This is a genomic window from Bacillus seohaeanensis (assembly GCF_042684945.1).
Classification (GTDB): Bacteria; Bacillota; Bacilli; order Bacillales; family Bacillaceae_B; genus Rossellomorea; species Rossellomorea seohaeanensis.
In genome coordinates this window covers 1-17,505 of the sequence record NZ_JBHUMF010000019.1, presented here as the reverse complement: position 1 = coordinate 17,505, position 17,505 = coordinate 1, and the positions used below count along the sequence as shown (strand labels likewise).

13 protein-coding genes, 1 riboswitch and 1 other annotated feature are annotated in these 17,505 nt (G+C 37.8%); of the genes, 8 read left to right on the top strand and 5 right to left on the bottom strand.

The window, feature by feature from the left end:
• Positions 1-30: 30 nt before the first annotated feature.
• The 4 genes from ACFSUL_RS08825 to ACFSUL_RS08810 all read left to right on the top strand — a co-directional run bounded on the left by ACFSUL_RS08825 (position 31) and on the right by ACFSUL_RS08810 (position 4,160).
• Positions 31-555 carry a GNAT family N-acetyltransferase gene (locus ACFSUL_RS08825; RefSeq protein ID WP_071413364.1) on the top strand — a complete coding sequence of 175 codons (525 nt, stop codon included), beginning with the start codon at positions 31-33 and terminating at the stop codon, positions 553-555.
• Between the two features lie 90 nt (positions 556-645).
• Positions 646-908 (top strand) — a binding site (T-box leader).
• A 62-nt stretch (positions 909-970) separates the two neighbouring features.
• Positions 971-2,608: a methionine--tRNA ligase gene (gene metG / locus ACFSUL_RS08820; RefSeq protein WP_071413365.1), complete on the top strand. Its 1,638-nt coding sequence runs from the start codon at positions 971-973 to the stop codon at positions 2,606-2,608.
• A gap of 207 nt (positions 2,609-2,815) precedes the next feature.
• Complete coding sequence (locus tag ACFSUL_RS08815; RefSeq protein ID WP_377934600.1) at positions 2,816-3,391, top strand: histidine phosphatase family protein; 576 nt, start codon at positions 2,816-2,818, stop codon at positions 3,389-3,391.
• A 265-nt stretch (positions 3,392-3,656) separates the two neighbouring features.
• Positions 3,657-4,160: a hypothetical protein gene (locus ACFSUL_RS08810; RefSeq protein WP_377934598.1), complete on the top strand. Its 504-nt coding sequence runs from the start codon at positions 3,657-3,659 to the stop codon at positions 4,158-4,160.
• Between the two features lie 319 nt (positions 4,161-4,479).
• Here the strand turns inward: ACFSUL_RS08810 and uraA are convergent, their stop codons facing one another.
• Positions 4,480-5,760 carry a uracil permease gene (gene uraA, locus ACFSUL_RS08805; RefSeq protein WP_071413371.1) on the bottom strand — a complete coding sequence of 427 codons (1,281 nt, stop codon included), beginning with the start codon at positions 5,758-5,760 and terminating at the stop codon, positions 4,480-4,482.
• A gap of 493 nt (positions 5,761-6,253) precedes the next feature.
• Here uraA and ACFSUL_RS08800 point away from each other — a divergent pair, with 493 nt between their 5' ends.
• From ACFSUL_RS08800 to ACFSUL_RS08790, 3 genes are all read left to right on the top strand, one after another.
• Positions 6,254-7,030, top strand: coding sequence for an SDR family oxidoreductase (locus tag ACFSUL_RS08800; RefSeq protein ID WP_071413372.1), 777 nt, complete (start codon positions 6,254-6,256; stop codon positions 7,028-7,030).
• A gap of 129 nt (positions 7,031-7,159) precedes the next feature.
• Positions 7,160-7,537, top strand: a complete 378-nt coding sequence (locus tag ACFSUL_RS08795; protein WP_084778487.1) for a hypothetical protein — start codon at positions 7,160-7,162, stop codon at positions 7,535-7,537.
• Positions 7,530-8,582 (top strand): alpha/beta fold hydrolase, encoded by a 1,053-nt coding sequence (locus ACFSUL_RS08790; RefSeq protein WP_377934594.1) that lies wholly within the window; start codon positions 7,530-7,532, stop codon positions 8,580-8,582. Before ACFSUL_RS08795 ends, ACFSUL_RS08790 begins: the two co-directional genes overlap by 8 nt.
• Before the next feature lie 508 nt (positions 8,583-9,090).
• Here the strand turns inward: ACFSUL_RS08790 and ACFSUL_RS08785 are convergent.
• The 4 genes from ACFSUL_RS08785 to pdxR form a co-directional block, all read right to left on the bottom strand.
• A complete protein-coding gene (locus ACFSUL_RS08785) occupies positions 9,091-10,116 on the bottom strand; it encodes an NADP-dependent oxidoreductase (protein WP_377934592.1) in 1,026 nt (341 codons plus the stop codon).
• A gap of 362 nt (positions 10,117-10,478) precedes the next feature.
• On the bottom strand, positions 10,479-12,200 hold the full coding sequence (gene cysI, locus ACFSUL_RS08780) for an assimilatory sulfite reductase (NADPH) hemoprotein subunit (protein ID WP_377934639.1): 1,722 nt from the start codon (positions 12,198-12,200) through the stop codon (positions 10,479-10,481).
• Between the two features lie 27 nt (positions 12,201-12,227).
• Positions 12,228-14,051, bottom strand: a complete 1,824-nt coding sequence (locus ACFSUL_RS08775) for an assimilatory sulfite reductase (NADPH) flavoprotein subunit (RefSeq protein WP_071413375.1) — start codon at positions 14,049-14,051, stop codon at positions 12,228-12,230.
• 500 nt (positions 14,052-14,551) lie between these two features.
• Positions 14,552-15,937 (bottom strand): MocR-like pyridoxine biosynthesis transcription factor PdxR, encoded by a 1,386-nt coding sequence (gene pdxR, locus ACFSUL_RS08770; RefSeq protein ID WP_071413376.1) that lies wholly within the window; start codon positions 15,935-15,937, stop codon positions 14,552-14,554.
• A gap of 123 nt (positions 15,938-16,060) precedes the next feature.
• On the opposite strand from pdxR, the gene ACFSUL_RS08765 reads away from it, so the two are divergent.
• Complete coding sequence (locus tag ACFSUL_RS08765; protein ID WP_071413377.1) at positions 16,061-16,993, top strand: DMT family transporter; 933 nt, start codon at positions 16,061-16,063, stop codon at positions 16,991-16,993.
• Positions 16,994-17,277: 284 nt separating this feature from the next.
• A riboswitch (SAM riboswitch) is annotated at positions 17,278-17,382 on the top strand.
• Positions 17,383-17,505 lie beyond the last annotated feature (123 nt).

The following is a 17,505-nucleotide window of genomic DNA, read 5'->3' as shown; positions in this document are numbered from 1 at the left end:
GGTCAAATCTGTTATAGGGGGTAGTGAAATATGAAAATTATTCCGTTTAGAGTACAAGGATATTATTTTAACAAAATGATTGCGTTGTACTGTTCCATTTTCGGGACAGATCCAATAGGAATGAAAAAACAATTTCAGCACCATTCTAAGTATCCAAATTTTGAAGGATATTTGGCTATAGCAGGCCATCAAGTTGCAGGATATATTTACGGGTATACTTCTATTAAAGGGCAGTATTATCATGATTTATTAGAAAGTCATTTACAGTCTGATCGGGAATGGTTGAAGGACTGCATGGAACTGGTGGAATTAGGTGTTCATCCGCAATACAGAAGACAAGGAATCGCTAAGCAGCTCATCCAAACGCTGCTTCAAAACAGACGGGAAAAAACAGCTCTATTAACTACCCGTAAAGATAATCATCAAGCGATTTCTTTTTACAAAAGGCAAGGCTGGGTAGTTATTCGTGAGGGTTTTTATCCCAATGTACCTCATGAATATATAATTATGGGGAAGGTGATTAAAAACATTCACGGTAAAAAACTGTCAACATAAATCAGGGTGTTCTGGAGAAAAATGATTATTCCTTGTCTTGTATTTCTTAAATCAAAATGTAATAATAAGGTAAATATATTGATGGGAAAATTAAAAGCGATGATGAGAAGAGTAAATCAAGTTTTTTCTTTTACAGAGAGCTTCGGTAGCTGAAAAGAAGCATAGAAGGATTGATTGAACATGGTCTCAGAGCTGCATAGCTGAACTTATTTTATAGGTAAGGCTATGACGAGATTTGTCACTCGTTATAAATGTCAGGGTATAAGAACATCATTGTTCCGTACTTGCTGAGGCTAATCATGTGAGTGGTTAGTAAATTAAGGTGGTAACACGAGTATAACCTCGTCCTTAGACAATCTAGTTGTCTTGGGGCGAGGTTTTTTTATTGGTTTTAAAATCAAAGGGAGGGACAATAATGAGTGTACTTATTGGAGGAGCATGGCCTTATGCAAATGGATCATTGCATCTAGGTCACATTGCTAGTTTGTTATCGGGTGATATTCTAGCTCGATATTATCGTGCCAAAGGGGAGAACGTTCTTTATGTTTCAGGGAGTGATTGTAATGGTACTCCAATTTCTATTAGAGCTAAGCAGGAAGGGGTAACGCCAAAAGAAATTGCTGATAAATATCACGAGGAGTTTCGTAATTGCTTTGAAAAATTAGGGTTTACCTATGATTGTTATACTCGTACGGATACAGCACATCATCATAACGTTGTACAGAATATTTTCTTAGAGTTATTGAACAACGAAAAAATCTACACAAAGGAAATTGAGCAAGTTTACTGTAATACTTGTGAACAGTTTTTACCTGATCGATTTGTAGAGGGAATTTGTCCAAGTTGTGGTCAGGGTGCCCGGGGAGATCAATGTGATCATTGTTCTAAGATTTTAGATCCTTTAGATCTTCTTGAGAAGCATTGTAGGATATGTGGTGATTCTCCTACTACAAAGAAAACAGAGCATTTTTATTTCAAGTTAAGTACGTTTCAAAAAGAACTTGAAAAATATGTTCACACTGCTAAGGAGCATCGTTTATGGCGTGCAAATGCAATTCAATTAACAGAGCGATACTTAAAGGAAGGGTTGCATGACCGAGCTGTTTCAAGGGATTTACCAATAGGCGTTTCTATTCCAGTTAAGGGATATGAAGAGAAGAAAATTTATGTATGGATTGAAGCTGTTTCAGGTTACTACTCTGCCTCTAAAAAATGGGCAGAGGACAATAACAAAGATGATTCTATTTACTGGAGTGAAAATACAAAAGCATATTATATTCACGGAAAAGACAATATTCCTTTTCACTCCATTATCTGGCCTTCCATCTTAATGGGGGTAGGAATTAAAGGCTTACCCACCTATATTGTTTCCAACGAGTATTTAACGGTTGAGAAGAAAAAACTTTCTACAAGTAAAAATTGGGCAGTTTGGGTTCCGGATATGTTAGCGAAATATCAGCCTGACTCTATTCGTTATTTTTTAACCATTAACGCACCTGAAAATCGGGATTCTGACTTTTCATGGAGAGAGTTTGTTTATAGTCATAATAGTGAGTTGTTAGGAGCTTACGGGAACTTTGTAAATCGAACACTAAAATTTGTTGAGAAATACTATGATGGTATTATTCCAGTTGGGAAAATTAACTCACAATTAAAGAGTGAAATACTCCGACTTTATAAAGAAATAGGCTCGCACATAGAAGATACAAATTTTAAACCTGCTTTAGAAGAAATATTCGATTTCATTAGGAATGCAAACAAATATTTTGATTCACAACAGCCATGGATTCAGATAAAAGAGAATCCAACACAATGTGCGGATATAATCGCTACCTGTGTATATTTAATTGGGAATTTAGCTCAATTATTAAACCCCTTTTTGCCGTTTTCAAGTCAGATCGTAAAAGGATTACTAGGAATGGAAGACTTTAGTTGGATTCCTACTGGGAATTTTTCGAATAACCTAACTAATGTTAGACCATTATTTGAAAGAATTGAAATAGAGACAATCACTAGTGAAATCGAACAATTAAACAAACAATCTGAAACATGAACTTTTTCTTGTAATGCAATTTCAGTTGAATAAACTGTAAAATGATAAATATTTCCATTCATCTAAAGGGCACTTTCCTGTAATAAGGTTTGTGCCCGTTTTACATTTAAAGGATCATATAATGGAGGGAGAAGGAAAGTCAATTCAGAAAGTAGAAGTTAATAGTATTGAATTCTTTTGAATAATATGAAGGTTAGAAGGTGGACTATGGAGTTAGTATTCATTAGGCATGGTCAGGGTTATCATACATTAAATCTTCCAGAGAGTTTGCAGTTAAGGGATTCTCCATTGACTGATCAAGGTATTAAACAAGCTATTTCGCTACGGGAGACCTTTCCTTTAACAAACAAGGATATTATTGTTATTAGTCCAATTAGAAGAACCTTACAGACAGCTTTTATATGGAGTAAAGGGATGGAATGTAAGAAAATAGTCAATCCATTAGTGTCACCTAGAATGTTTCCTCAAAAAACAAAATGGAGCACACTTCCTTGTGATAAAATGATGGATTCTAAACTAATTGAAAAAGAATTTCCAGACTTTACTCTAGAGGGAAATTGGTCAACGGAACTATGGTCTGAAGGAATTAATACTATATCAGAGGAAGGCTTCAGCATTTTAGGGGAAAAGTTTATTGAATGGTGTAAACAGCAAAATACGGAAACGATTTATATAGTATCCCATGATGGAACGATTACGTCGTATCGTCAACTCTTATCCGGTCAGCGGTTATCACGAAAAGATTTTCCTGAAGAAACGGGTTGGATAAAAATTAAAATATAACGGTCTTAAAAGAGGGGATTTCTTAGTTTCAATTTCTTTTTCACTAGAATTATTGTTTTAGGCAATTAATAATCTAACATCGATATTGGTATCAGTTTGGGTGTCAATTGGATGAACTTAGTTTCAGAACATCCTTTTATTTGTTTGAAAAATTGATATAATTATTATATCAGTGTGTAGAGATATTGGTAGTAGTTTTACTGACCAAAAATATATGTCGAATGATACGTCTACCATCTGAAATTTTAATTTCGGAGGGTAAAATATGTATAAGGAAGACAGACTGCCTCAAAACCCAAAAGAAGGTATATTATTTTTATTGATTATTTCCATTATTTCAGTAAACACTATCGCCCCAATTATTATGGGGATGGAACGTGGCTTCAGTAAAGAAAATTATTTAGAAACGCTAAAGATTATTCCGTTTATGTGGATTATCGTTATAGTGTTAGTAAGATTGGTTGCAGGACCGTTAGTTGGTAAAGTAATGCCAAAATTCGTAGGGCAAACAGATGGATTTAATGCTAGGATTTTACTGAATACTTTATTAAATGTTACGGTCTTATCTATTCTTCTAACCATTATAGGAACTTGGGTTGGTACGAAACAAGTGAGTCTAGAACCTTTTCAGAATTTCTTTCCAAGTTGGCTTAGAAATTTTGGTGTAGCATTTTGGATTGAACTATTGATTGCTCAGCCGATAGCAAGATTTGCAATGAAAAAAATACACGCAAGACAGGAGAGCCAAGCAGAAAGTGTAAATTCATAACACCTAGAATTGTGTATTGAAAACATAGGGAAATTTCTTGTATAGCCGTGAAATTGTAGGAAACATACCATCTCATTTATGCTTGCAATGTTTTTTGCTCCCTTTGCTAACAGATAACATTAATAAAAATGAGGATTGTCTTACACAAAGACAATCCTCATTTTTATTATGGACTTTAAACGTATCATTTCTATAGATATTTCAGAAAATACATCTCAAGACAGAATCCTTTGTTTAAAAAGTGATACGGTTTTGATGTACTTACATAATATTTACATGTCGAGTGAGTGTTGGAGAAACAGAGAGTGAATTCCTAGTATTATTCATTCGACAACTTCAATACATCAAGCACTTTAAAGAACATGGCTAAAAGGATAGCGACGATTGTTGCTAGGCCCATTCCTTTTAATTCAACTTCGCCTATTTGAATTGCTGCTCCGCTGATCCCGATAACAAGAACGATGCAAGTTAGGATTAGATTTTGTGAGCTGCTGTAGTCAATTTTTGATTCGACTAACATCCGAATCCCACTAGAGGCAATGATACCGAATAACAGTAGGGAAATTCCCCCCATTACTGGTGCAGGGATTGATGAAATCAGGGCAGCAAGTTTTCCGCAGAAAGAAAGGACAATTGCTATTATAGCTGCTCCTCCAATAATCCATGTGGAATATACTCGTGTGATTGCTAGTACACCAATATTCTCCCCATACGTTGTGTTAGGTGTGGAGCCAAAGAAGCTAGAGATAATGGTTGAAATTCCGTTCCCCATTAACGAACGATCTAACCCAGGATCTTTTGTCAAATCCTTCTTAACAATATTCCCTGTAACAAATAAGTGCCCAATATGCTCAGGTATAATAACAAGTACTGCTGGAAGAATAGTTAAGATTGCAGATAGATCAAATTTCATTTGGTAGAACTCTGGCATGGAAATCCATGCTGCTTCCTGAACTTTTGTCAAATCGACTAAACCGAATGCGTAAGCAATGAAGTAACCTGCAACAATTCCGATTAAGATAGGGATAATTTTTAAGAATCCTCGTAGTGTTACCCAACAAATGATAGTGATGGCTAATGTTAATAACGATACAAGAGCCACTTTCGGGTCAATCGCCCAAGTAGCGTCGGCGTCAGCCGGTGCAATCCAACCAGCCATTTCAGCAGCGACGGGTACTAGCTCCAGACCAATTACCGTAACAATCGCTCCCATAGCTGCTGGTGGAAATAGTACATCAATCCACGAGGTTCCAGCTATTTTTACGATAATGGCAATAATGCTTAGCACAACCCCAACAGCGAGGAATCCACCGAGTACATAGCTGTAGCCTGTCCCGCCTGAATAGTGACCGAGTACAACAAACGATGGTGAGAGAAAGGCGAAGCTTGATCCAAGATATGCTGGAATCTTCCCTTTCGTAATAAAAATATATAGTAATGTTCCAATTCCATTCATTAATAAAATGGTTGCTGGGTTAACCCCAAACAGTACTGGTACTAACACCGTGGAACCAAACATAGCGAACAAATGCTGAATGCTAAGTGGTAAGCTTTGTAAAAATGGTAAACGTTCATGGACTTGAATTTCTTTATGTGCCATTTCTATCGCTCCTTTAAGGAAATTTGGTTCATAAGTTACCACTAGATAAAATGAATTATCAAGAAAACGAAAAACACCTTGCCTAATTATCGGCAAGGTGTTTTTGAAAATATAAAAACGAATAAAAATGGACACATGACCATTCGTTTTTATATTATTACAGATTTCTCATCTGTTTCACCTTGCCAGTCTCACAGGACTGAATTAAAGGTAACCGTATGAACTTGTCTTAGATATTATTACAGTATACTCGTAATATGTCAATTGTTTTTTTTAATTAACCACTTCCATTTTTTAATGCCTAACACGGATCCTGCTACGATATTCCTTATCATTTGTGAGAAGAAATAAAGATACTACAGTAAAGTAACATTTATAAAAATGGGACAGGCGAAACGACCAATTTTTGCACCAATACACCTATGCTCGTCTATTATAGTATTGTGAATAGTTTTACTTGTCGGATTTCAAAAGGTTAAAGGAGGAATATGTTTTGTCTAGCCTAGATTTATTTAGCGTAAAAAATAAAACTGCAATTGTAACAGGAGGTGGAAGAGGGTTAGGGGAACAAATCGCAGAAGGATTGGCAGAGGCTGGAGCTAACGTTGTCGTATGTTCAAGAAAATTGGAGGCATGCGAGCGTGTTAGTGAAAAATTGAAGCAAATGGGTGTGAAAGCTCTTGCTTTGCAATGTGATGTGACAAATCAAAAACAAGTGGAAGAAGTGGTCAAGAAAACGGTAGAAGAGTTTGGTGGTGTTGATATTTTAGTGAACAATAGCGGTACATCTTGGACAGGACCCGCCTTAGACTTACCTGTTGATAAATGGGAAAAAGTGATGGATGTCAATGTGAAAGGGGTATTTTTATTTTCACAGGCTGTAGGGAAAGTGATGGTAGAACAAGGGTCAGGGAAAATAATCAATATTGCTTCTCTTGCCGGGTTTGGTGGCGCACCGCCAACAATTATGGATACCATCGCGTATAACACGAGTAAAGGTGCCGTTATTACTTTTACAAAAGACTTTTCAGCAAAAATGGCAATGCACGGTATACAGGTGAATGCTATTGCACCGGGCTTCTTTCCTACTAAAATTACAGGGGCCATGTTAGAAAAAATGTATAAGCAGATTGTTCAACTGATTCCATCAGGCAGATTGGGAACAGAGGAAGATTTAAAAGGAGCGGCAGTATTCCTATCATCACGAGCATCTGATTATATTACCGGACAAGTACTTAGTGTAGATGGTGGAAAATCAGCTCTAATTTAAAACGGAAAAGTGGAAGCGGCTTGGTCAGACACAACAAGCATACCGGAAAGGCGTTCTTTGCCTTTTGGGATGATTGACTTATGACGCAGGGGACTAGCCGCTGGAACTAGAACAAAGGAGGAAAATAGAGTGGCAGACGTTAAGTCATTTGATTTTTATAAGTCGTTAAAAATGCTTGGAATCGGCTTAGAAAGAAAGCTTAATGAACAAATTCAAGATGCAATAAATAATAAAAAGGCAATAAATATCGGGAGCTTTGGAATTAAGAAAACCTCTAACTCCATCAATCAACTAAAAGATCTGCAAGAAATTCTCTCCATTCATCTTAATTATCCTACGAAAACAGATGTAACAAATTTATCGAAATTAATTATCCAATCAGAAGAAAAACTTGATTCTATAGAAGAACAAATTATGGAACTTGCCGAGTCTATTGAGGAAATAAAAGTATTGTTGAAAGGTAGAGGTAGTGTGACTAATTTTGAAAAGAGTGAAGAGGATGAATAAACCTTTTTCACTCTTAGGAGATTCACTGGAAAAGGAAATAAAACGATGGACAGGCTTTGGGAGTGTTTGGAATAGCGATAATCCGGAGATAGGCTTAACACCTAGACAAGCCGTTTGGAAAAAGAATAAAGCAACACTCTGGTACTATCCTGCGGAAGAAAAAAAGTTCCGGACACCTCTTTTTCTTATTTATTCTCTTATAAATCAACCATCTATACTGGATCTTGCACCAAATAATAGTTTCATTGAAATAATGACGAAAAGTGGATATGACGTATATTTATTTGATTTTGGTATTCCAGGATATGAAGACAGAGAGATAGGGATGGAAAACTATATAGTGGATTATATTCAAAAAGGTGTTCAGAGGGCACTTAGACACAGTAAAGCAGAAGAGATATCGCTGATGGGTTTTTGCTTAGGAGGGACTTTTGCAGCGATGTATGCTGCTGTAGCGGATGAACCTATTAAAAATCTATTACTCTTTGTGTCTCCGATAGATTTTGCACAGTCATCTTTGTTTGATCAATGGGTGAAAGCGTTGAAGGAAGAGGGGATTGAGCTTGATTCAGCGGTTGATTCATTAGGGTTAATTCCGGCAAAATATATGGAATATGGAATGCGCTTGTTGACCTCACCGATATATGCAAGTCCATATCTAGCTCTTCTTAACCGTGCAGATGATCCAAATTATGTAGAAAAGTGGAGAAGGTTTAATCAATGGGCAAAAGGGCATATTCCATTAACAGGTGCTGTGGCGAAAGATATAACAAACAAACTTGTTAAAGATAATGGCCTTGTAAATGGAACAATTGATTTAGGGGAGAAGAGGGTAGACCTCGGTAACATCCATGCCGATTTACTAGTTGTATCAGGGGAGGAAGATCGACTCGTACCTGCAAGTACTAGCTCTGCTGTAATGAATTTTGTTTCAAGTAAGAAAAAAGAATATGTGCTAATAAAAGGAGGACACGCTAGTTTATTAAAAGGCAAAATGCCCGATTTTATAGAGAACTGGCTGCCTCAAAGGTCAAACAGAATATGAATGGAGGAGAATAATGATGTCTATACGAGAATATTATCGAAATGCTCCTTTAGAGTATTTCGGATTTGGTTATATTGTTTTTAGAGATTTTTTAGTTCATAAGTCTGTTAGAAAAAACTATTAATTTTACAAAAGAGGAGGCCGGGACATAACTAAAATACTATCCCCTAAAGACGAACAATGTCAGGTTAAATTATTTAGTAATCGCTGTTGAACACCGCTGTTGATTTCCGTGTCAAGACTTCGCTTTCCGCGGGCGGTCGGTGAGCCTCCTCATCGCTGCGCTCTTGCGGGGTCTCACCTGTTCCGCTTTTCCCGCAGGAGTCTTCGTCTTGCACTCCAATCAACAGCTAGAACAACTTAAAAAGAGCAACACGTTTTATGAAGACTTATAAAAAAATCCGAACTAATTTTCGCCTTCAAATGAAAGAATTAGCTCGGATTTTTATTTACCTAGAACATATTTGTCCCAGACTTTTTTGTACTGCTAGTTACATTAAGGTAACTATTATTCCGCTGGTTCAGCTACTTTTACAAGCTGTTTTCCAAGGTTTTTTCCTTCGAATAATCCGAGAAATGCCTCTGGAATACTTTCAAACCCTTCTGTAATTGTTTCTTCAAATAGAAGTTTTCCTTCTTTCACCCATTTGCCTAGTTGGATAGAAGCGTCTTTAAATTCATGACTATAATCATTGACAACAAAACCTTTCATTAAGGCACTTGATTTAATTAGGTAGGATTGAATCCTCGGACCTAAGTCTTCTCCACCCTTTTTATTATAGGAAGAAATCGCTCCACAAACTGGAACACGTGCATGCTTGTTTAATAGACTCATTGCAGCGTCCGCAATTTCGCCTCCGACGTTTTCAAAATAGATATCAATTCCGTTAGGGCAAGCAGTTTTTAAAGCGGCTCTTAAATTATCCGTTGTTTTATAGTTTATTGCATCATCAAATCCTAATGTATCTTTTAAATAGCTAATTTTTTCGTCAGAACCGGCAATTCCAATAACCCTCGCGCCTTTAATTTTTCCAATTTGCCCAACAATAGATCCAACAGCACCTGCTGCGCCCGACACAACGAGTGTTTCTCCTTCTTTAGGATTTCCGATGTTAAGAAGACCGAGGTATGCCGTCAACCCTGGCATTCCTAATATTCCAAGAGCTGTCGTTACTGGTGCCAATTCAGGATCGACTTTTCTTACCGTTTTTTTAGACGCAATCGAATATTCCTGCCAGCCAAGCATTCCAGTAACATAGTCGCCTACTTTAAAGGAGTCAGACTTTGATTCCACCACTTGAGCCACTACACCGCCATGAATAGGTTCATTAAGTTTAAATGGTTCAACATAGGATTTGGCACTTGACATTCTGCCTCTCATATAAGGGTCAACAGAAAGGTATAGTGTCTTCACCAAAATTTCATTATCACTTGGTGTTGGAACGGAGACTTGTTCAAATTGAAAATTTTCTTTAACGGGTTTACCGCTAGGTCGTGAAGCAAGTAAAATTTGCTGTTGTTGATTTGGTATCATAAAAAAGTTCCTCCTAAACATTTCATTTAGATTTGTAAAACAGTGTTAACTAGAATGTATCACAAAACAGACAGAATATTCAAAAGATAACATTGTTATATAAGGCCACCACTTGAGATAATAGGAGATTTTGTTTTAGAAGGCCATAAAAAAGATAATATTTTTGGAAGGTACGAACTATTTCTAGTAATATACAGACAACAAAAGAAGCCAATCATATAAGTGATTAGCTTCTATAAAAAAGTTTTTTCAGTGTCTTCAATTAACTAGCCCTTGTTTTTTATCCTTTATAATGTTTCTTCGGTTTTTCTTTATATAAATCTAAAGAATGCGGATGATACTGATTTTTAGATTTTCTTCTATTAATCATGAAAATCCAGCCCGTTATGGACTTCTTTGATGAAGCCGGCACGGATTACATAATCACCGAAATGTTCACCATCTTCCCGTTCTTTTGCATACTGTGAAAGAATTGGGCGCAGTGTTTCCAAAATCTCATTCTCCCCAATATTTTCTTTGTAAAGCTTATTCAATCGATTTCCTGAAAAGCCACCACCTAGGTACAGATTGTATTTTCCCGGTCCTTTCCCGATAAAGGCAATTTCAGCAAGGGCTGGGCGGGCACATCCGTTGGGGCAACCTGTCATACGAATGGTAATTTCCTCTTCGTGTAAGCCGCATTCTTCCACAATAGACTCTATTTTATCTAGCAATACGGGAAGGTAGCGCTCAGACTCAGCCATAGCCAATCCGCAGGTTGGAAGTGCTACACAGGCCATGGAATTTCTGCGTAATGCAGAATAATGCTTGCCATCAGTAAGCCCATATTTCTCCACCAATTCAACGATTTCTTCTTTTTTCTCATCCGTTACATTTGCGATGACGAGGTTTTGATTAGGACTGAGTCGGAAATCGCCGGTATGAATCTTAGCAATTTCTTGAAGGCCAGTCATAAGGGAATAGTCTTCTAAATCTGTAACGCGACCATTCTGAATATATAAAGTAAGATGCCAATTGCCATCGATTCCTCGAACCCAGCCGTAACGATCCCCGTTATGTTCGAAATGATAAGGTCGAGCTTCTTCGAGACTCCATCCCAACCGTTCACTTAGTTCTTCCTTAATAAAAGTAAGTCCTAGCTTATCAATTGTGTACTTAAAACGGGCGTTTTTTCTGACTGAACGGTTTCCATAATCCCGTTGAATTGTTATGACTTTTTCTGCAACATCGACAATCTTGTCTGGTGTGCAAAAACCAATGACTCTGGCTACCTGGGGATACGTCGCTTTATCTCCATGCGTCATCCCCATGCCTCCCCCGACCGCGATATTAAAGCCCTTCAGTCTTCCTTCTTCTATTACTGCAATCAAGCCAAGATCTTGAGAAAAGACATCAACGTCATTGGAAGGGGGAACAGCAATACCAATTTTGAACTTCCTAGGTAAATAAAGGGCCCCGTACATCGGCTCTACTTCTTCCTCTGTTTTGGGACTGCCTGCTACTTGTTCCTCGTCAAGCCAAATCTCATGATAGGCTCTAGTTCGTGGTGCAAGGTAGTCGCTCAGCTTACGAGCCCATTCGTACACTTCAGAATGAACTTCCGACTGATGTGGATTAGGATTACACATCACATTCCTGTTCACATCACCACATGCAGCTAGTGTATTCATTAAAGCCGCATCAATTTCTTGGATACTTTTTTTCATATTCCACTTTAAAATTCCGTGCATTTGAAACGACTGTCTAGTAGTTAGTTTTATCGTTCCGTTGCCATATTTACGGGCAATATTATCCATAACCAACCATTGTTCTGGTGTCGTTACACCGCCAGGAGCACGTACTCTTACCATGAATTGATAGGCTGGTTCAAGTTTTTGTCGCTGACGTTCATTTCTTACATCTCGGTCATCTTGCAGGTAACTACCGTGAAATTTCATTAAACGGTTGTCATCAGAGGGAATTCCCGCACTAATCGAATCAGTAAACGTTTCGGCAAGTGTTCCACGCAAATAGTTGCTGTCTTTTTTTATTCGCTCCACATCACTAGGGGGACCTTCTTGCGTTAGTGGTAATTTATTTTTTATCATTTTTTATCTCCTTTCAACGAAAACTTAATATACGTCACGCTGATAACGTTTTTGCTGTTGCATTTCTGCAATGTAGGCTTCTGCTTGCTCCCTACTCATCTGACCTTCCTGTTCAATAACCGTTATTAGCGTTTCATGAACGTCATGTGCCATACGCTTTTCATCGCCACAAATATAGACGATAGCTCCATCCTCTAACCATTGGTAAAGTTCTTGACTGTTCTCTTTTATACGATCTTGGACATAGACTTTTTCTTCTGTATCACGTGAAAAAGCAACATCCATTTTTGTCAGCACACCATTCTTAAGCCATTGTTGCCATTCAACCTGATAGAGGAAGTCTGTAACGAAATGCTGGTCACCAAAGAATAACCACGATTTTCCTTCTGCTTCGAGCTCCTCCCGTTCTTGGAGGAATGCTCTGAATGGCGCAACCCCAGTGCCAGGTCCAATCATTATAATTGGTGTATCCGGATTAGCAGGAAGTCTAAAGTTTTGGTTCTTCTGAATAAAAACTGGCAAAACGTCACCTGGTTGAGCACGTTCTGCACACTGTACAGAGCAAACCCCAGTCCGGTCGCGTCCATGAGCTTCATATCTTACCGCACCAATCGTAAGATGTACTTCATCTGGGTTAGCCCTTAAACTACTCGCAATCGAGTAAAGACGAGCTGGAATTTTGCGAAGGATTGAAAGGAATGTGCTAGACGGAACTTCCTTTAGAGCGAAATCCCGAACTAAATCAAGAAGGTCGCGTCCTTCAATATACGTTCGCAATTCTTCCTCATTTCCTGACGCCAAAAGTCCATGAAGATCATTGCTCGAGAAAAGCTCTGCTGCCTTTTCCAGTAGAGGCTTAGTCAGCACAGTAATCTCATAGTTTGAGATAAGTGCATTTCGCAATGAACGTGTATCCCCTTGTTTATTTACCTTAACCATTTCATCAGGATTCCAGTTCATTTCCCAAATGAGAAGATCGACTAAGGCGGGGTCGTTTTCAGGATAGATTCCGAGACTGTCTCCCGGCTCAAACTCAAGATTAGATTCCTCAAGCGATAGCTCTAGGTGCCTTGTTTCTTTATTCGATCCACGTCCGTTAAGGTTTATATTTTCAAGAATTTCTGCCTTAAAAGGGTTTGTTCTTGAATAACTAGCTTGCTCATTTGCTGCTTTTGTTTCCATTGAGGCTAGTGAAGAAATTTGTTTTTCAGTAGAATCAGTTTCACTTAGACTAGTCAGAACACCCTCGAACCACTCCTCAGCAGGTTCGTCATAATCCAAATCACAGTCTGTACGTGGAGAAAGCCGTTTACCACCTAGTTCCTCTAGTCGCTTGTCAAAATCCTTTCCTGTTTGGCAGAAGAATTCATAGGAGCTGTCACCTAGAGAAAGCACCGAGAATCGTAAATCTGTTAATTGAGGAGCTCGCTTGCTATTAAGGAATTCATAGAATGATAGAGCGGTATCTGGTGGATCGCCTTCTCCGTGTGTGCTAACTAAAATGAGAAGATTTTGAACCTTTTTGATGCGGTTTGGCTTGAATTCGTTCATGGAAGAGAGTGTTACTTGAAAACCCTGTTCCTTCAACCTGCCTGACATATTCTCAGCAAGCCCTTGTGCGTTACCAGTTTGCGATCCGAAGAGTATTGTTACTTCTTTGGAAGCTACTTGCTCCGTATTTGGAGGGAGCATCTCTGGTGCTTCTTGCAGAGGAGAATTTGTTGTCTGTTGGTAGGCTAGATACCCACTCAGCCACATCTTTTGGTTTTCCGTCAGTGTAGACAGAAGGCTATTTAGGAGTTTAACCTGTTCTTCATTAAAAGGGCTGTTTATTACTTGTAATTGCAATGATACCACCTCATAAGAAATATAAATAATAATCATTTACTTTGAATAGAATGAATGGTTTCATTCCCTTAGGCTGTTTTTCGTAAAATTTGTTGTTTGTGGATAATGGACCGTTCCTTTTCGCTGCAGGTATCTGCTTGCCTATGTATTCTGCAGGAATCAACTGTCTTCCACTCCAATCCACTCTGTGTTTTCAACTATTGTTAAAAGCAACAACCTTCTAGAAAACAACCTTCCCTAAAAAAATACAAAAAGGCCCTTAACATCAGAGTTAAGGACCTTTGGTATTTCCAATCAGTCTAATTATTTAGATTATTTTTAACTTGATTTATATTATACATAATTCCTATGAGTTTACAAGGGTTAATTTAGAATCAGATTTGAGTTAATTTGTTGAGACAATTGGTGGGGATTTGTTAGGGTCAGAACCAATTCTTATAAGTAGCAAAATGTTCTTGTTAGACATACTACTGCTTACAAATGTTGGGCGAACATTCACTTTAGAACCATGCTTTTGCTAGTAATCCAACTGCATCATATAACTCTTTTTCAGACAAAGTAGCGAAACCAAGAAGCACTGTTTTATTATCGTTTTTTCCAAAAGTTGAAACGGGATGTACTTTTATACTATATTTTGCTGCTTGTTCAATGAGCTCCTTCTCTGTCATGCCATTATTCGGACGTACTAAAAAGTGCAATCCGGAATCCTGACCAATTATATCAATGAAATCCGGAAAATACTGCGAAATTGCTGATACAAGTGCATTTCTTTTTTTCTGATATATAACTCTCATTTTATGAATATGTTTTTCCCAATACCCCTCAATCATAAATCTTCGTAAAATAGCTTGATCGATACGTGATACTGTCTGCGTATAAAAGAAATACTCTTCTTGATACGCTTTAATTAGCGGTTTGGGTAGTATCATATAGCTTAGACGTATGGATGGAAGTAACGCTTTTGAAAATGTGCTCATATAGATTACTTTTCCATTTGAGTCTAGTCCCTGTAATGCTGGAATCGGCTTGCTTGAATAACGAAATTCACTATCATAATCATCTTCTATAATATATCGTTCCTTATTCTCCTCAGCCCAATGTAACAGCTGCATTCGTCTTGAAATTGGCATAATCATACCGCATGGAAATTGGTGAGATGGTGTGACAAATGCTACGTTTGCACCGCTTTCTTCTAACTGGGATAAGATGATTCCATCTTGGTCTAGTGAAATCATTTTGACATGTTTTTCACTATTTTCAAATGTAACAAGTTTGCGGTGATATCCAGGATCCTCCACAGCAAATATACTACCTTGTAACAGCTGAAATAGTATTTTGGTTAAATGTTGTGTTCCAGAGCCGATGATAATTTGACTTGGGGAACAGTGGACACCGCGCGATTCATATACATATTTTGCTATTGTTTCGCGAAGCTCATATTCACCCTGTGGATGTCCAAGCATTAGAAGTTTTTCATTTTCAGTACGAAGCACTTCACTGGTTAATTTACGATATAGTCCAAATGGGAATGATCGGCCATCTACGCCTGCAATAGTGAAATTATACAGATAGTCTTCATCCCAATATGCTTTTTCTTTTACCAATTCGACGTTTCGTTTTATATTAAATAAACTTTGTTCCACTTTACACACAAAATAGCCCTTCCGCGGAATGGACTCTATATACCCCTCCGCAACAAGCTGACCGTAAGCAGCTTCAATTGTATTCTGGCTTACTTGCAAATAGTGTGCGAACTTTCGTTTGGAAGGTAGCTTTGTATGCGGCATTAGCTTCCCGGTTTTCATTTCTTCTTTAATATAATTATATAGTTGTATATATAAGGGTTCTTCACTATGAACGTCAAGCTTTGGCGTTAATTCAAACATACAAACTGACCCCTTTATTTTATGTAAAACTGGCGCTTTTTATAGTGCCAGTTCTTTTATATAATACCTCTATGTTTAGCATGAATAATTTTGAAAATCAAGTAAGCATAGGAGGTAAGCATCATGAAATCATCACGTCGTCTTGGCTTAATAATGATTATTAGCGGGGCAACTTTATGGGGGATATCTGGACCTATGATCCAGTGGCTCTTTGATCATACTAGCCTAACATCTAGCAGTTATTTAGTTGTTCGGTTACTAGTAGCTGGAGTTTTCATTTTAGCTTTTTTATTTTTCACGAACCAAAATATCTTTGGTATTTGGAAGCACCCGAGCCACTGGATACAGCTCATCATTTTTTCTGTTTTAGGTATGCTCGGTGCGCAGTATGCTTTTGTTGAGACGGTTCATATAAGTAATGCTGTTACGGCAACATTGTTTCAATTCCTTGGTCCCGTATTAATTACTATTTATGTTGCAATACAGAAAAAGAAATTGCCGTCGGTTATTCAATCATTAGCTGTAATTGCTGCGCTATCTGGCACATATTTTCTTATTACAAATGGCTCTTTCGAAGATGTTATTTTATCAAAACAAGCGATTCTCTTTGGGATTTTAACGGCTATAGGATTCGCTTTTTATACCCTCCACCCAGCGAAACTTATTAAACAATGGGGAACTACAGTCATTGTTGGTTGGGGGATGCTAATTGGAGGGATTGTTTTATTTTTATCTAATCAACAGTATGCCTTTCATCACTTGGCAAAAACTTTAACAATAAGTACGTTTTCGATGCTAGCGATTATTATTTTAAGTGGAACCCTCTCGTTTGTATTCTACATTGGGAGCTTAAAATATTTGACGGCAACAGAGACAGGTCTTTTATCCAGTATTGAACCGCTCGTTGCAGCGATTGTCTCTATTACTTGGTTAAACGAATCATTTGGGGGATATCAGTTGTTGGGTGGAGCGTTTATTATTTTAGCAGTCATTTTCTTGACAATACCTGAAAAAGAAACAGAATCTAGTTTGGCGACAGAACATGTATCTCGATAATTAGAGGCAAAAGCACCCGCAGATGTGGGTGTTTTTGCTTGTTGCATCTGTTCGATTGGTAATCGCCTAATTCGCATCAATAGAGCTGAAGGGGGACTCTGCTGACGAGAGATTCACTTTATCTAGTGATTGTTTTCAAGTGCATTAGCAAAAAATAAGAAAAAGTTAATCGAGGCTAGCAAAGGGATGTAAACGTTAACAATGGGTTTCCTATGAAATACTACCTTGACACCAGATTAGGTTTTCAGATATCATTCACTTATCAGAAAATTTAATATAATGAATACTTATCAAGAGTGACTGAGGGATCAGGCCCTATGACGTCCGGCAACCGCCTTAATGGAACGGTGCTACCTCCTGCAGAATGAGCTCATTCTGAAAGATAAGTCGGGATAAATGACGATGCCTCTTTCAAAATGAAAGGGGCATTTTTTATTTTCAAAAACTGGCTCTATAATATTTGTTGGGGTTAACACACAATAGAAGGCAAAATAAAACACGCAACCTTCCCA

Bases quoted from the DNA above. Each gene is read 5' to 3' on its own strand.
- ACFSUL_RS08765 (WP_071413377.1), top strand. From the start codon at position 16,061: ATGAAATCATCACGTCGTCTTGGCTTAATAATGATTATTAGCGGGGCA.
- pdxR (WP_071413376.1), bottom strand. From the start codon at position 15,937: ATGTTTGAATTAACGCCAAAGCTTGACGTTCATAGTGAAGAACCCTTA.
- ACFSUL_RS08785 (WP_377934592.1), bottom strand. From the start codon at position 10,116: ATGATACCAAATCAACAACAGCAAATTTTACTTGCTTCACGACCTAGC.
- ACFSUL_RS08815 (WP_377934600.1), top strand. From the start codon at position 2,816: ATGGAGTTAGTATTCATTAGGCATGGTCAGGGTTATCATACATTAAAT.
- ACFSUL_RS08825 (WP_071413364.1), top strand. From the start codon at position 31: ATGAAAATTATTCCGTTTAGAGTACAAGGATATTATTTTAACAAAATG.
- ACFSUL_RS08810 (WP_377934598.1), top strand. From the start codon at position 3,657: ATGTATAAGGAAGACAGACTGCCTCAAAACCCAAAAGAAGGTATATTA.
- uraA (WP_071413371.1), bottom strand. From the start codon at position 5,760: ATGGCACATAAAGAAATTCAAGTCCATGAACGTTTACCATTTTTACAA.
- metG (WP_071413365.1), top strand. From the start codon at position 971: ATGAGTGTACTTATTGGAGGAGCATGGCCTTATGCAAATGGATCATTG.
- ACFSUL_RS08790 (WP_377934594.1), top strand. From the start codon at position 7,530: ATGAATAAACCTTTTTCACTCTTAGGAGATTCACTGGAAAAGGAAATA.